Source organism: Halorubrum lacusprofundi ATCC 49239 (assembly GCF_000022205.1).
GTDB lineage: Archaea > Halobacteriota > Halobacteria > Halobacteriales > Haloferacaceae > Halorubrum > Halorubrum lacusprofundi.
Window position 1 is genome coordinate 1,560,276 of the sequence record NC_012029.1, and the last position, 14,947, is coordinate 1,575,222.

17 protein-coding genes and 1 tRNA gene are annotated in these 14,947 nt (G+C 65.8%); 7 read left to right on the forward strand and 11 right to left on the reverse strand.

The features are described 5' to 3' along the window. Positions 1–59: 59 nt before the first annotated feature. On the forward strand, positions 60–1,280 hold the full coding sequence (locus HLAC_RS07625) for a DUF418 domain-containing protein (protein WP_015910266.1): 1,221 nt from the start codon (positions 60–62) through the stop codon (positions 1,278–1,280). Positions 1,281–1,754: 474 nt separating this feature from the next. Here HLAC_RS07625 and HLAC_RS07630 read toward each other — a convergent pair whose 3' ends face one another. The 7 genes from HLAC_RS07630 to HLAC_RS07660 form a co-directional block, all read right to left on the reverse strand. Beyond that, positions 1,755–2,474, reverse strand: a complete 720-nt coding sequence (locus tag HLAC_RS07630) for a fumarylacetoacetate hydrolase family protein (RefSeq protein ID WP_015910267.1) — start codon at positions 2,472–2,474, stop codon at positions 1,755–1,757. 54 nt (positions 2,475–2,528) lie between these two features. After that, positions 2,529–2,972 (reverse strand): DUF8048 family protein, encoded by a 444-nt coding sequence (locus tag HLAC_RS07635; RefSeq protein ID WP_015910268.1) that lies wholly within the window; start codon positions 2,970–2,972, stop codon positions 2,529–2,531. Beyond that, a complete protein-coding gene (locus tag HLAC_RS07640; RefSeq protein ID WP_015910269.1) occupies positions 2,972–3,322 on the reverse strand; it encodes a MoaD-like domain-containing protein in 351 nt (116 codons plus the stop codon). Before HLAC_RS07640 ends, HLAC_RS07635 begins: the two co-directional genes overlap by 1 nt. Further along, complete coding sequence (locus tag HLAC_RS07645) at positions 3,319–3,606, reverse strand: ubiquitin-like small modifier protein 1 (RefSeq protein ID WP_015910270.1); 288 nt, start codon at positions 3,604–3,606, stop codon at positions 3,319–3,321. The genes HLAC_RS07640 and HLAC_RS07645 overlap by 4 nt, the downstream gene beginning before the upstream one ends. A 68-nt stretch (positions 3,607–3,674) precedes the next feature. Then, a complete protein-coding gene (locus HLAC_RS07650; RefSeq protein ID WP_015910271.1) occupies positions 3,675–4,058 on the reverse strand; it encodes a DUF7971 family protein in 384 nt (127 codons plus the stop codon). Between the two features lie 36 nt (positions 4,059–4,094). After that, positions 4,095–4,859: an alpha/beta hydrolase gene (locus HLAC_RS07655; protein WP_015910272.1), complete on the reverse strand. Its 765-nt coding sequence runs from the start codon at positions 4,857–4,859 to the stop codon at positions 4,095–4,097. After that, a complete protein-coding gene (locus HLAC_RS07660; protein ID WP_015910273.1) occupies positions 4,856–5,854 on the reverse strand; it encodes a phosphate signaling complex PhoU family protein in 999 nt (332 codons plus the stop codon). Before HLAC_RS07660 ends, HLAC_RS07655 begins: the two co-directional genes overlap by 4 nt. A gap of 389 nt (positions 5,855–6,243) precedes the next feature. Here HLAC_RS07660 and HLAC_RS07665 point away from each other — a divergent pair. The 3 genes from HLAC_RS07665 (at position 6,244) to HLAC_RS07675 (ending at position 8,713) form a co-directional block, all read left to right on the forward strand. Then, positions 6,244–6,354 (forward strand) — tRNA-Glu (locus HLAC_RS07665). Between the two features lie 119 nt (positions 6,355–6,473). Further along, on the forward strand, positions 6,474–7,682 hold the full coding sequence (locus tag HLAC_RS07670; RefSeq protein ID WP_015910274.1) for a cystathionine gamma-synthase: 1,209 nt from the start codon (positions 6,474–6,476) through the stop codon (positions 7,680–7,682). A gap of 83 nt (positions 7,683–7,765) precedes the next feature. Further along, positions 7,766–8,713, forward strand: coding sequence for a D-2-hydroxyacid dehydrogenase (locus HLAC_RS07675; RefSeq protein ID WP_015910275.1), 948 nt, complete (start codon positions 7,766–7,768; stop codon positions 8,711–8,713). A 275-nt stretch (positions 8,714–8,988) separates the two neighbouring features. Here HLAC_RS07675 and katG read toward each other — a convergent pair whose 3' ends face one another. After that, positions 8,989–11,127: a catalase/peroxidase HPI gene (gene katG, locus HLAC_RS07680; RefSeq protein WP_015910276.1), complete on the reverse strand. Its 2,139-nt coding sequence runs from the start codon at positions 11,125–11,127 to the stop codon at positions 8,989–8,991. Positions 11,128–11,447: 320 nt separating this feature from the next. Continuing rightward, positions 11,448–11,834: a cupin domain-containing protein gene (locus HLAC_RS07685; protein ID WP_049933699.1), complete on the reverse strand. Its 387-nt coding sequence runs from the start codon at positions 11,832–11,834 to the stop codon at positions 11,448–11,450. A gap of 166 nt (positions 11,835–12,000) precedes the next feature. Between HLAC_RS07685 and HLAC_RS07690 the strand changes: the two genes are divergently transcribed. After that, entirely contained in the window at positions 12,001–12,234 is a 234-nt protein-coding gene (locus HLAC_RS07690; RefSeq protein WP_015910278.1) for a DUF2249 domain-containing protein, read from the forward strand. A 40-nt stretch (positions 12,235–12,274) separates the two neighbouring features. On the opposite strand, the gene HLAC_RS07695 is transcribed toward HLAC_RS07690, so the two are convergent. Next, complete coding sequence (locus HLAC_RS07695; protein ID WP_049933400.1) at positions 12,275–12,592, reverse strand: glutamyl-tRNA reductase; 318 nt, start codon at positions 12,590–12,592, stop codon at positions 12,275–12,277. A gap of 129 nt (positions 12,593–12,721) precedes the next feature. Here HLAC_RS07695 and HLAC_RS07700 point away from each other — a divergent pair, with 129 nt between their 5' ends. Continuing rightward, positions 12,722–13,087 (forward strand): group I truncated hemoglobin, encoded by a 366-nt coding sequence (locus tag HLAC_RS07700; protein WP_015910279.1) that lies wholly within the window; start codon positions 12,722–12,724, stop codon positions 13,085–13,087. 79 nt (positions 13,088–13,166) lie between these two features. Beyond that, positions 13,167–14,477, forward strand: a complete 1,311-nt coding sequence (locus HLAC_RS07705; RefSeq protein ID WP_015910280.1) for a phosphoribosylglycinamide synthetase C domain-containing protein — start codon at positions 13,167–13,169, stop codon at positions 14,475–14,477. A gap of 28 nt (positions 14,478–14,505) precedes the next feature. Here the strand turns inward: HLAC_RS07705 and HLAC_RS07710 are convergent, their stop codons facing one another. Beyond that, complete coding sequence (locus HLAC_RS07710; RefSeq protein ID WP_015910281.1) at positions 14,506–14,877, reverse strand: hypothetical protein; 372 nt, start codon at positions 14,875–14,877, stop codon at positions 14,506–14,508. Positions 14,878–14,947: the final 70 nt, after the last annotated feature.

Here is a 14,947-nt window from a genome sequence, read left to right on the forward strand (position 1 = left end):
GGGCGGCCGCCCGCTATCCGAACCTATTCGGTCCTGCGTTCCCTTTTGCGAGCCAACTCGTGACCCGCGACGCCGGCCCGACGCCGCCCTCCGAACGCATCGTCGCCCTCGACGCCCTCCGCGGGGTCGCCCTGCTCGGCATCCTCCTGATCAACGTCTGGGCGTTCGCGATGCCCGAGACGACGCTGTTTAATCCGACGGTGTACGCCGACACCACCGTTTACGGCGACTTCACGGGGGCGAACTACTGGGCGTGGGCGTTCAGCCACGTGTTCGCACAGAACAAGTTCATCACGCTGTTCTCGGCGCTGTTCGGTGCGGGAATCCTACTGTTCATCGAGAGCAAAGAGGAGAAGGGGCAAGACGCGGTGCGGCTCCACTATCGCCGGACCGCGATTCTCATCGCGATCGGGCTCATGCACGCGTATCTGCTGTGGTACGGCGACATCCTCGTCGCGTACGGGGTGACCGCGCTGGTCGTCGTCGCGTTCCGGAATCTCGAAGCCCGGAAGCTCGCTGGGGTCGGCGTGGTCTTCCTGCTGTTCCTCCCCGTGGTCGAACTGTTCGCCGCGATCACTCTCGGCGGCGACGCGATCGCATCGCAGTGGGCACCGGCGGAAGCCGCGATCGAACAGCAGGTCGCGACGTACCGCGGCGGCTGGCTCGAACAGCTCGACCACCGGGTCCCATCCTCGTTCAGCCGACAGACGACCGGCTACATCAACGGGCCATTCTGGCAGGTCGGTGGCACCATGCTCCTCGGGATGGCGCTGTACCGCTGGGGCGTGTTGACCGGCGAGCGGTCGTCGGCCCTGTACCGCCGGCTCGTTGCGCTCGGTGTTGTCGGCCTCGCGATCACCGTCGCCGGCGTCGTCTACATCGAGGCCAACGACTGGAGCGCCGGCGCCGCGCTGTACTGGCGGCAGTTCATCTACGTCGGCAGCTTCCCCCTCGCCGGCGGCTACCTCGGGATCGTGATGCTGTACGCCCGCCGGCGCCCGGACGGCCCCGTGACTCGCGGCCTCGCCGCGGTCGGGCGGACCGCGTTCACGAACTACCTCCTGCAGACGGTGATCGCGACCACCGTCTTCTACGGCCACGGCCTCGGGCTGTTCGGCTCCGTTACCCGCGTCGAGCAGCTCGGGTTCGTTCTCGTCGTTTGGGTGGTGCAGATCGTTTTGTCAGTCCTGTGGCTGCGATCTTTCCGGTTCGGTCCCGTCGAGTGGATCTGGCGGACGCTTACGTACGGGGAGCGACAGCCGATACGAAACCCGGAGTAGGTGGACGAAAGACGTGTTGGCGAGTTTGACTGGAGTTCTGACGTGACTTCTTACTGAACCCCAGCCGCTCGCTTATAGGTTGTTGACTGAAGATCGACGGTGAACTCCTCCAAAGCCCCAGCCGCGAGGACTCGCGCACCTCGCTGCGGTCCTCAGTCACTCGCGTTGCTCGCTTCCTGCGGTCCTTGCGTCGGTGTGCTTCGTCCTCGCGGCAGGGCGAGAGCAAAGCTCTCGCTTGCAACCGGCGCATAGCGCCGGTAACAGCGAGGCGCTTCGCGCCTCTGGCAGCCGGCGGCAAAGCCACCGGCGACTGCCCCTTTGAGTCCCACCCTGCACCGCAACCGCACCCCATACCTCCCCAGCCTCGCGGCTCGCGCTCTCCGAGCGCTCACCGCGTTCCTCGCACGCGCTCCTCACGCCCGTCGGGCGTTCGCAGGCGCGCGCCACCGCACATGTTTTAAAAAGCGTTCTCGGTTACTCTCCCTCGACGATCGGGTTCGACAGCGTTCCGACGCCCTCGTAGGTGATTTCGACGCGTTCGCCGGGCTCGACGAGCCCCGGGTTCGCCGGGCTCCCGAAGGCGATGCAGTCGCCGGGCTCGAAGGTGAACCGCTTCGAGAGGTACGAGACGATCTCGTGCGGGCCGAACAGCATCAGTTTGGTGTTGGCGTCCTGCCGCTGCTCCCCGCCGACGGTCGTCGAGATATCGAGGCTCGTCGGGTCCACGTCGGTCTCGATCCACGGACCGAGCGGACCGGAGCCGTCGAATGCCTTACGCGCGGTCCGGCCCTGCTGGTCGAGCGCGTCCATGTCGTTCATAATGGTGTACCCGCGGACAATCTCGGGTACGTCCGCGGGCTCGACATCGCGACACCGCTCGTCGATGACGGCGACCAGCTCGCCGGCGTAGGTCAGCTCGTCAGTCCACTCGGGATACCGAATCGGCTCGCCGTGCGCGAGCAGACTCGCAGGCGGCTTGATAAAGAAGTCCGGCTCCTCGGGGCGCTCGTACTCCATCTGATCGAGCGTCTCCGCGTAGTTCCGGCCGACGCAGTAGAGCGCGCCCGGATCGCAGGGCGGCAGGAGCCGTCCGTCGCGGCCGACCTCGTACCGGCCGTCGTCGGCGACGATGACTCCGTCCTCGTAGCGTCCCGAAACCGGTCCGTCCGGCGTGAGCAGGCGAGCGAGTCGCATGTCGACACCTCCCGCGCGGGGCGCCGAAAAGGCGTCGGTGGCCGCAACGGTTCGTCACTCCTCGTTGCGATTGTCCGGCACGCCGATCACGACGCCGGACCGGATCTCCAGTGCGGTCTCGAACTCCGCCCGTTGGTCGCTGCCGCCGGCGCGCTCGACGGCGGCCTCGTGGGCGCGGGCGGCGGCGTCGCGCTCGCGGTCCGAGAGACCGAGTCGGTCTGCGACCCCCTCCCAGTGGTCGGACTCGACGAGGAACGTCTCGCGGTCCGGCTCCGCCGCAATACGCTCGTACCGCCGGCGGTACTCGTCGAGCCGCGGACCGAGGTCGGCCTGCACCCGCGCGAGCAGTTCGGGGAGGCGCTCGGCGGGAACGCTCGCGAGCGCCGCCGTCTTCACGAGAGCCGTTCCTTCGATCGGATACGGACCGGGGGATCCGGAGTCGCCGTCGGTGGAATCGCCGTCGGAGCGATCGTCGCTCGGCGTCTCGTCGTCGGCCATCACCCGCCCGCGCGCATCGCCTTCTGCCGGTACTTCGGGAGCAACTCCGCGAGCGCCTCGGGCTCGCCCGCGAACTCCGCGGTCACCTCCGTGAGCGAGATGGAGCCGGCGGCCTTCACCGTCTCGGCGCTGAGCCCGACTCGCCACCCGTCGCCGTCCACGCGGGTCGCCTCCGCGGGGTCGTCGGTCCCGATGAGTTCGCCGCCGAGATTGACGAGGTAGTGGGCCGCGAGTCGTCGCGAGATCCCCCGGTACGCGACCTCCTCGCGCTCCCAGCCCGCCTCGGCGGGCGGCTGGGTTTCGGACGCGCCATCGACTGACCCGTCGTTCCCGTCCCCGGCGTCGCTCATACTTCGCACCCGCCCGCGACAGGCGGGAACACCGAGAGCCGGTCGCCGTCGTCGAGGGACGTATCGAGCCCGTCGAGGTGGAGCACCTCGCGGCCGTTCTTCAGCACGTTGATCTGCGGGGCGAGGCCGCCGTCGACGATCAGACGACCGTTCATCCCCTCGTACCCCGCCTCAAGCTCTCGTAACACGTCGCCGACGCTCGACCCGTCGGCGAACTCCGCCTCGACGATCTTCCCGCCAGCAGCTTCGCGAAACGTCGCGAAGAACCGCAGTTCCAGTTCCATATGCGTTTATCGGACCGCGGTGGCTTAAAAACGGGCGCCACGTACGCGGGCGGTCCTGGTGTCGTCGCTTATAAATCCGACAGGCGAATCCCGTCCTCAACGAGCCGGAAGTTGCGCTCACGGCCGAGTTCGTCCCCCAGCCACTCGTGTTCGTACAGCTGGCCGATAAGCTCCACGTAGAGGTTCCGCCACGCGATGGCGTAGATCGGCGACTGTCCCCACGCGCGCAGTTCCGGGACGAACTCGTGGTACGTGCTCGCCTGCGCTTCCATGCGCTCGACGGCGTCGGCGACGACCTCGGCCGCCTCGGCGGGCTCCGCACCCGCGATCTCGTCGTTCAGTCGCGACTGAATCCCGGCTATCGCGCGTCGCATGTCCTGCTCGGCGGTGCCGTCCTCCTCGGGCAGCGACTCGACGACGCCCTTCGGCACGCCGAGTTCGATCTCTGGCATACCGATCCGTCCGCCGGCGACGCCCAAAAAACCCGCTTACCCGGCGAGCCACGCACCGGTGGCGTTGCCGACACGCTCGCGCATCGCGGCCGGTTCGGTGGCCACCGGCCGGTCGCCGCGCTGTGGCCCGTACGCGCCGAACCCCGCGTGGTTGACCCCGTCGAGTTCGACGACCCGCGTCTCCGGTGGGAGGTTCGCACGGCTCTCTCGCTCCCGCTCGGCGTCAAGCACCCCGTCGGCCGCGCCAAGCACGGAGAGGACCCGGAGCCCGCTCTCTGAGACGTCGCGGTCGCAGTACGAGGCGTGAAGCACGAGCCCGTTCAGCTCGTCGGCGTTGTCGGCGGCGTACCGACAGGCCATCGCGCCGCCCAGCGAGTGGCCGCCGACCGCCCACGACTCGATCGCTGGGAACGCCTCCCGGGCGCCGTCAGCGCGGTTCGGTCCTAGAACGGCCAGGTTCAGCGGCATGTCGACGATCACGACCGCAACGTCCCGTCCCGCGACCATCTCCGCGGCGGTCGGGACGTAGCTCTCGTGGTTCACCCGGCCACCGGGGTAGTAGACCAGTCCCGTCGTCTCCGCGGTCACCGGGCCGCTCCGGACCACAGTCGCGCCGTCGAGCCGTTCGACGGTCACGTCCTCGGAGGACTCGACCGCGCTGACCGCGGCCTCATCAGGGCCGAGCCCGACCGCGAAGTAGAGCCCCGCACCGCCGGCGACGACCGCGACGACGAGAAGCAGCGCCGCGAGCACGACGCCGACGGTTCGGCGGTCGGGCAACGTCTCGCGACCGAGACTCACGGCGTCGGCGCGGCCTTCTGGAGCGCCGTCTCCGCGACGTTACCGCCGTAGTCGGCCGACCGAAGCACGGAGTCGACGACCAGCCCGAGCAGTTGCGCGCGGGTGGGATCTAGGTCGCGGAGCAGTTCGTCGATGGCGCGCACTCGCTCGTCGATCGCCCGGACACCGGTGCGTGCCTCGTTCGCGAGGCGAGTCGCCTCCTCGCTGTCGTCCGCGAACAGCGCGTCCATCGCGGTGTCGATCACCTCGACCGCGTCGCCATGGAGCTCGTTGACCGCCTCGACAACGTCGTCGGGAAGCGGCTCGTCGATGTTGAGCGTCAGGTGAGCTATCTTGGTCGCGTGGTCCCCGATCCGCTCCAGCTGGCGGGCGCTGGAGTGGTAGTCGAAACACTCCTCGCGGGGGAGGCCGAGTTCCTCGGCCGCCTTCGGCGTCCGGAGGGTCGCCCGGAAGATCCGCGAGACAACGAGCCAGAGGCGGTCGAGGTCGTCGTCCCTCCCGATCACGTCGCGTGCGAGGTCGTGGTCGCGCTCGGAGAGCGCGGCGATGGCGTCTTCGAGCATCGACAGCGAGATCAGGCGCATCCGCGTGACCGCGTTGTGGATCGACAGCTCCGAGGAGTCGAGCAGGTCTTGGACGACCACCCGGTTGCGAGTCTCCTCTAACACCTCCAGCCCGACGAGACCCTGAACCGCTTCGCGAACCGTCGATCGCTGCTCGGTGGTGATCTCGGTGCCTTCGAGTTCGATCACGTCGAATCCGCTGACGTACATCGTCGTCACCGCGCGGGTGAGTGCCTGTCCCGACAGATCGGTGATGTCGATCGTCCCCCGAGTGCGCTCCTCCTCGGAGCGGGGCGTGAGGAACAGCGAGTCGCCGTCGGGGTGGAACTCAATCTCCGTTCCCGCCTCAACGTCATTTTCGGTCGCCCACGTCTTGGGAATCGAGACCGTGTACGTCGAACCGCCGGTGACTTGCACCTTCCTCGTCTCCATGCCTCGATATCTTATTCCATCTCCCTTAAGATTGTCCGAAATATATACACTAGTACAACCGCTCCTCTGGCCCATATGCCCACTTTCAAAGGATCTACTGACTCTGGCACGCTACAGTCAGGGTGTTATATCCTCAATATAAATAATTTATATAGAACTATATAGTCCACTGCGAACAGGTGGCGAAGATCGGATGAAACTGCACGCCTCGGACACACAGCCTTCTACGGCTCGGACACGCAATCTCCTCCAACCCGGACACGCGGTTCGTTCGATGAGGCAACGACACTTGGTGCCGGATCGAATCGGGAGACGCAACCCTGCCGACGCCTCCCACAGTGCCGCGACTTGAGAAGAGTTAAATTGGATGCGGCACAAGCCGAAATTGCGCTCGGTTGGTGTAGTCCGGCCAATCATGTTGGCCTTTCGACAAACGCGGCGCGACGACGCGCCGGTTTGGAAGACAGCCGACGACCAGGGTTCAAATCCCTGACCGAGCACTTCTCACTTCTACGTCGCTAGCGGCCGTACTCGCGACACACTCTCGGCCCACTCTCGACACATCCTTCGACCGTCTCAGAAGGGGAAGAATCACCTCCCTCGGCGACGATCGTCGGGTATGAGCGATCGATCCGACTCCCACGAGGGCGACGCCGACGACGAGGGCGACGCCGACGACCGCCGCTTCGAGACCCGCGCGATCCACGCCGGACAGGAACCCGACCCGGAGACCGGCGCGCTGATGACACCAATTCACGCAAACTCCACGTATAAACAGGACGCGCCGGGCGAGCACCGCGGCTACGAGTACAGTCGAACCGGAAACCCGACTCGAACCGACCTCGAAGCCAACCTCGCCTCGCTGGAATCGGGGAGTCACGCGCGCTGCTTCTCCTCCGGGATGGGCGCAATAAACACCGTCCTCAACCTGCTTGAGGCGGGTGACCACGTCGTCGCCGGCGACGACGTGTACGGCGGGACCCACCGCATCCTCACGCAGGTGTACGAGCAGTACGACTTGGAGACCACCTTCGTCGACACGACCGACCACGACGCGGTCCGGGATGCGATGCGTGAGGAGACGGAGTTAGTGTGGGTCGAGACGCCGACGAACCCCCTGTTGAACGTCAACGACATCGGCGCACTTGCCGATATCGCCCACGAGGCAGATGCGCTCTGCGCGGTCGACAACACGTTTGCGACCCCGTATCTCCAGCGCCCGCTCGAACACGGCGCCGACATCGTCTGCCAGTCGCTGACGAAGTACCTCGGCGGTCACTCCGACACCATCGGCGGGGCGCTCGTCGTCGACGACGCAGAACTGGACGAGCGGCTCGGCTTCTACCAGAACTCGGTGGGCGCGACGCCCGGCCCGTTCGACTCCTTCCTCGTGTTACGCGGGACGAAGACGCTCCCGGTCCGGATGGACCGCCACTGCGAGAACGCGATGGAACTGGCTCAGTGGTTAGAGGACCACGACGACGTGAGCCGCGTCTACTACCCCGGACTAGAGAGCCACCCGGACCACGACCTCGCGGCCGAGCAGATGGACGCCTTCGGCGGGATGCTCTCCTTCGAGTTCGACGGCACCCTCGAACAGGGCTCGACAGTCGTCAGTGAGACGGAAGTGTTCACCCTCGCGGAGTCGCTCGGCGGCGTCGAGAGCCTGATCGAGCAGCCGGCAGCGATGACCCACGCCGCGATCCCCCGCGAGGAGCGGCTCGCAGCCGGGCTCACGGACGGCCTCATTCGAGTGTCGGTGGGGATCGAGCACGTGGACGACATGAAGGCCGACTTCCAGCAGGCGTTCGACGCGGCGCTGGAGTAGTAGACACACACGCCCGACGGACGAATCCGGCACCGGTCGCCGGACGGACATCCTTTATATATGTCGCGCCGAGTCTCCTCGCCATGAGCGACCCAGATATCGTCGTGTTGCGACAGACGATCCACGGCTCGGGCGGCGCGGAGCTGGCCGCGGCGATCCGCGAGCGACTCTCCGACCGATCTGTTGCGCTGGCGCGGACGCCAGCCGAGGAGCGCGAGCTGCTCGAAACAGCCCGGATCGCCGTCGGGCTCGATATCGACGAGGGGCAGTTGGCCGCCGCCGAGAACCTAGAGCTGTTCGCGTGCGTATTCGCCGGGACCGGCCACCTCCCCCGAGACGCGCTCGCGGACCACGGCGTCGCCCTGACGAACGCCTCCGGGGTCCACGGACCGAACATCGCCGAACACGTTCTTGGGTCGATGATCACGCACGCCCGGCAGTGGGCGCGCGCGCACCGCCAGCAGGAGCGCCGGGAGTGGCGGAGCTACGAGACGACCGAGATGTACGGCTCGACCGTCGCCGTTGTCGGGCTCGGCGCGATCGGCTCGGCCATCGTCGACCGGCTGGAGCCGTTCGACGTGGACACGGTCGGCGTCCGGTACTCGCCCGAGAAGGGCGGCCCGACCGACGAGGTGTACGGGTTCGACGCGTTCCACGACGCGATCGCGGACGCCGAGTACGTGGTGCTCGCGTGCCCGCTCACGGAGACGACCCGCGGGCTCGTCGACGCCGAGGCGCTCCGGACGATGCGGGCCGATGCGATCCTCATCAACATCGCGCGCGGACCGATCGTCGACACCGACGCACTCGTCTCCGAACTCCGGAACAACCGCATCCGCGGGGCCGCACTCGACGTGACCGACCCCGAACCACTGCCCGAAGACCACCCGCTGTGGGGGCTCGGTAACGTCACGATCACCCCGCACAACGCCGGCCACACGCCCCACTACTACGAGCGCGTCGCCGACATCCTCGCGGAGAACGTCGGTCGGCTCGACGACGGCGACGACCTGAAAAACCGGGTCCTGTGAGCGGACGGCCGGTGGCGTCGTGATCACTTATAAATGACTGTGCGGTGGCGTCGCCGGCGGTGAGGCTGAGGAGGTGTTCGCCGTCGATCAGCCGTCGCCCATTTATAAGTGAACGGCCGGGCTGTGGCGGCAATAGCGACCGATCCGTCGTCGATCACTTATAAAGAGAAACGACGCACAAAAAGGTCTCTGAGAGACTCAACGAGTACCAAAACCACAGCCTTCCCGTTTAAAAACTGCACCGCGAAAAGCGTGATCGACCGACTGATCGACCTCTAGAGGTCGAACCGGTCGAGCGTCATGACCTTGCTCCACGCGTCGGCGAAGTCATCAACGAACTTCTCCTCGCCGTCGGCGGCACCGTAGACCTCGGAGACGGCACGGAGACGGGAGTTCGAACCGAAGATCAGGTCGAACCGGGTCGCCGTCCAGTCGACCTCACCGGTCTCGTGGTCGCGAAGCTCGAAGACCTCCTCGTCCTCGTCGACGGGCTCCCAATCTCGGTCGAAGTCGAGCAGGTTGACGAAGAAGTCGTTCGTCAGCGTCTCCGGCTCGTTGGTGAACACGCCGTGATCGGAGTTGTCGTAGTTCGCGTCGAGGACGCGCATGCCGCCGACGAGCACCGCCATCTCGGGGACGCTCAGTCGCAGCAGTTCGGCCTTGTCGACCATCTCGTGCTCCGGCTCGTGCGGAAGGTTCTCACCAAGGTAGTTGCGGAAGCCGTCCGCGTCCGGTTCGAGCGCCTCGAAGGACTCCTCGTCGGTCTGGTCCTGTGCGGCGTCGACGCGTCCCGGCTCGAACGGTACCTCGACGTCGTGGCCGGCGTCCGCGGCGGCCTGCTCGACGGCGAGGGTGCCACCGAGAACGATGAGGTCGGCGAGCGACACTCGCGTGTCGTCGTCGCGCAACTCGTTGAACTCGGCCTGAATCTCCTCGTAGGTCTCCAGTACGGACTCCAGCTCCTCGGGATGGTTGACCTCCCAGCTACGCTGGGGTTCGAGGCGGATCCGCGCGCCGTTCGCGCCGCCGCGCTTGTCGCTGTGGCGGAACGTGGACGCGGACGCCCACGCGGTCTTGACCCGGTCGGCGATCGAGAGGTCGAACTCGGTGATTAGCCCTTCGAGCTCGGCGATCTCCGCCTCGCCGATGATATCGTAGTCGGCGTCGGGGAGCGGATCCTGCCAGAGCATGGTCTCCTCGGGGACCTCGGGACCGAGGAACCGCTCCGGCGGGCCCATGTCGCGGTGGATGAGCTTGTACCACGCCTTCGCGAACGACTGCTGGAACTCGTCGGGGTCGTCGCGGAACTCCTCTAAGACCGCTCGGAAGTCGTCGTCGTGTTTCAGCGCCACGTCCGTCGTGAGCATCATCACGTCCTCTTTGTCCGAGGGGTCCTGCACGCCGGGGGCGGCGTCGTCGAGCTCGTCGTTCTTCGTGGTCCACTGCCACGCTCCGCCGGGGCCCCTCTCTGCCTCCCAGTCGTAGCTAAGCAGGTTGTTGACGTAGCTCAGGTCCCATGCGGTCGGCGTGGCGTTCCACGGCCCTTCGATCCCGCTGGTGATCGTGTCGGGGCCTTTCCCCTCGCCGTGTTCGTTGTCCCAGCCGAGCCCCTGCAGATCGATCGGGGCGTCCTCGGGATCCGGTCCGAGGTTGTCGCCGGAGTCGGCGCCGTGGACCTTGCCGAAGGTGTGACCGCCGGCGATGAGTGCGACCGTCTCCTTGTCGTTCATCGCCATGTGGCTGAACGTGTCGCGGATGTTCGCCGCGGACCCTTCCAGATCCGGCTCGCCGTTCGGGCCCTCCGGATTCACGTAGATGAGGCCCATGACGGTGTTGCCGAGTTCCTCGTCGAGGCTCCCTCCCTCGTCGAAACGCTCCGCCGAGCTCGACTCCCATTCGTCTTCGGGGCCCCAGTCGACGGCGTCGTCGGGCTTGAACTCGTCCTCGCGGCCGCCCGCGAAGCCGAACGTCTCGAAGCCCATCGACTCGAGGGCGACGTTCCCAGTGAGAACGATTAGATCCGCCCACGAGAGCTTGCGACCGTACTTCTGTTTGACCGGCCAGAGCAGTCGTCGCGCCTTGTCGAGGTTGACGTTGTCCGGCCAGCTGTTAAGCGGTGGGAGCCGCTGTCGTCCGCCGGCCGCGCCGCCGCGTCCGTCGTGCGTCCGGTACGTACCGGCGCTGTGCCACGCCATCCGGATGAAAAGCGGCCCGTAGGTGCCGTAGTCGGCCGGCCACCAGTCCTGCGATGTCGTCATTACGTCCTCGATATCCGCTTTCACCGCATCGAGGTCGAGCTCCTCGAACGCCGCGGCGTAGTCGAACTCCTCGTCCATCGGCCCGGCGTTGCGGGCGTTCTCGTCGAGGATGTCCAGGTTCAACTGGTTCGGCCACCAATCGGTGTTTCCTTGCATTATTGTGGATGTTGTGGGACTGCGTCGTTCGTAACCGCACCGAAAGCGTCTGCACTGCGGCTCCACCCATCGAAAACGGAAGTTCCGGGGTCAGCCGACGTCGCGGAAATGACCGGCACGACGAGACCGGCAGCACCCGTCTTGGAAGTGGAGTCGTCACGCATTCGGCGTCATCGGCACTTTATCCACCTCGAATAAAAAGCTGGTCACTGTCCGTCGAGGCATTTATTAGTCAAAACATTAGTTTCGAATTCAAAAATATAGTTTAGAAAAACTGAACTCTCTTCGAATCGCTCCGTGTTCGCGGTCTGTCGGCGCCGCTACTCCGCGTCGGTCCGCGAATCGAACTCCCCGCGTCGGATTCCCTCCCGAACCGGGTCGTGTTCGGCGTCCGTCGGCTGCGGCGCGGTGACGAGTGTCGCTTCAAGTCGCTCCTCGTCGCTCGCCCGCACGCCACGCGCGGTTCCGGCGGGCACGACGACGACATCACCGGGTCCGACCGACCGATCCGTCTCGCCCTCTCGAACGACGCCGGAGCCGGAGCGAACGATGATCGCCACGTCGCTGTCGGGCGCGTGAACGGGAATGAACTGTCCCGGCTCGAAGTAGCCACAGACGATCTTCATCCGATCGCTGTGAAACACCTCGCTGGTCGAGAACCGCTCGTCGTCGTAGCTCCGCTCGGCGTCGAAGTCGGTTGCAGGCACGTCACTCACCTCTGTGGGGTGTTTCGGTCGGGAGTCGGTCCACGCCATTCTTCCGGTGTGCAGTCGGGTCGATCACGCTCGGGACTTCTCCTCCCGACAGCGAGTGCGTGTCCCCGAACGTGTTCGGCTCAACACGGATTCAGTTGTGTTCCCACTCTCCGATCGCATGCCCAGACTCGACGTTCGCGAAATTTCGCCGGTGAACCGCCACGAGAAGATACACGAGGAGTTCGAGGGGATGGACCCGGGCGAGACGCTCACGATCGTCAACGACCACGAGCCGAAGCCGCTGTACTACGAGATGGCAGCCGAGGTCCCCACCTTCGACGAGGAGGCCTACGAAGTCCGTCAGGACGCACCCGACGAGTTCGTCGCGGAGTTCCCGAAAAGCGAGGAGTGAGGCGGCGGTAGGACGACGGCGACGGTGCTCCGGATCGAAGCTACGACTCGTCGAGATCGAAGAGCCGACGGATCGCTCGTGTCCGAGCCCGTGCTCGCGTTTTCCCGCTTTGAGGTGCCCGCTCTAGCGCTCGCTCCGGGGCGCCGATCAGTTCCTCGACAAGGGAGGCTCCGAGTTCCCGAACGGTTTCGCGCTGCTCGTCGGTAAGATCGCCGCGCGCTTCGAGCTTCGAGACGGCCGCCTCAAGCTCTTCTCGCTTGATCTTCGCGCTCCGACATCGGAGCCGTTTTTGGAGAGACTCCGGATCGGGGGCCGATTCGGACCGGTCGAGAAGGGATTCGGACCCGTCGGTGCTCATACCCGAGGGTCGGTCGGGGCCGGGGTGCGTGTTCTCCCGAACGTATTCGGGGGTTGAACGGGTGCTACGGACCCTCCCGAACATGTTCTTTCGGAGGCGTCTTCCGTTGGAACCGAGTCGCTCGACGTGATGTCCGATTCCCAGTCGATCTACGCGACCATCGGCGGTCAAGAGGCCGTCGAGGCCGTCGTGTCTGACTTCTACGACCGCGTCTTCGACGATCCCGTCCTCGAACCGTACTTCGAGGGCGTCGACCGCGAGGCGCTGTACGCCCATCAGGTCCAGTTCATCAGCGCGGTCGCCGGCGGGCCGGTCTCGTACGACGGAGCCGACATGCGGGCCGCCCACGAGGGGATGGGGGTTACCGAGGAGGCCTTCGGTCGCGTCGCGACCTATCTCGCTGAGGCGCTCAGAGAGAACGGCGTCGCCGAGGCGAACGTCGAGACGATTCTCGACGAAGTCGGCGCGCTCGAACCCGACGTGGTCGGACAGTAATCGGAACGCCGCCGATCGTCGATCGGCGACGATTCCGACCGGCACGCACACTCAAGTCCCCGCCGCGAGACATGTCGCCATGGACACTGAGCGCTTCCTGTTCGTCTCTGCGGACACCGCGCTGATCACCGACCTCGCGTGGCAGGTCCACCGCGAAGGTCACGACGTGAAGTACTACATCGAGGCCGAAAGCGACCGAGAGATCGGTGAGGGGTTCGTCCCGAAGACGGACGACTGGCGCGCGGAGGTCGAGTGGGCCGACGTCATCATTTTCGACGACATCTGGGTCGGCTCCGACATCGGGACGGGTGCGCTCGCCGAGGAACTCCGCGAGCAGGGGAAAGCCGTCGTGGGCGGGACGCCGAACACCGATCACCTCGAAGAGGATCGGGGCTACGCGATGGAGATTCTCGAAGACCACGGCGTCAACACCGTCGAACACCACATCTTCCACGACTTCGACGCCGGGATCCGACACGTCCAGGAGAACCCCGCCCCGTACGTCATCAAACCGCTCGGCGAGGTCCAAAACGTCAAGCGGCTCCTCTACGTCGGCAACGAGGACGACGGCAGCGACGTCGTCGACGTGCTGAACGCCTACAAGAAGGCGTGGGGCCACCGGATGAAGGGGTTCCAGCTTCAGCGAAAAGTCGAGGGCGTCGAAGTCGCTATCTGCGGCTTTTTCAACGGCAACGAGTTCATTGACCAAGTCAACTTCAACTTCGAGCACAAGAAATTGTTCCCGGGCAACATCGGTCCGTCGACCGGTGAGATGGGAACGTCGATGTTCTGGGCGGGCCAGAACAAGCTGTTCAAAGAGACCTTCGGCAAGCTCGAAGGCTGGCTCGCCAACGAGGGATACGTGGGCAGTATCGATCTGAACTGCATCGTGAACGAGACCGGGATCTACCCGCTAGAGTTCACGCCGCGGTTCGGGTACCCGACGATCGCCTTACAGGAGGAGTCGATCGAGTCGTCGACCGGCGCATTCTTCGCCGATCTCGCGCGCGGTAACGAACCTGAAGTCGACGTTCACAACGGCTACCAGATCGCGGTTCGGATCGTCCTCCCGCCGTTCCCGTTCGACGACGAGAAGACGTACGACGAGAACTCCCGGAACGCGGCCGTGGTCTTCGAGACGGAGAGCCGGGACGGCATCCACCTCGAAGACGCGAAGCGGGTCGACGGCCAGTGGCGCGTCGCCGGCAACAACGGGATGCCCATCGTCGTGACCGGCAAGGGCGACACGATGCAGGCCGCGCGCGAGCAGGCGTACGACCGGATCGACGACATCGTGATGCCCAACATGTACTACCGCGACGATATCGGCGAGCGCTGGATCGACGGCGACGGCGACCGGTTACAGGCGTGGGGGTATCTCGGGCCGTAAACACCGCCAAAGCCCCACCCGGTACCGATCAGATCGCTCCGAGCGACCGGACAAAGGGCACTCCGACCGCGTCGGTGACGCCCCCGAACGGGAGCACCGCCAGCACGAGCACCGCCGACGCCCACGCGATGAATCCGATTACCCCCGCGTGAACCCACGAGGCCCCGTAGCGCGCCCGGATGACCCAGACCCACGCGAGAAGCGGGAGGAAGTCGCCGATCAGCGGGACCCACGAGAGGAAGAGGGCGGTGAGTCCCCAGACGATCGCGCCGACGAGCGCCGTGAACACGGCGTGTCCGTAGTCGCGCGTGCCGGTGACGACCGCGGCGGCGATGAAGATGGCCAGTCCGCCGACGAGCAGGCTGACAGCGAAGGTTATAGCCGATCCGATAAGACTCATGGCGCCCGGTTTCGGGGCGAGGCACTTGGAGCCGTCGCCGTCGCGGCGTCGGGTGATTACCGCTCTCAAC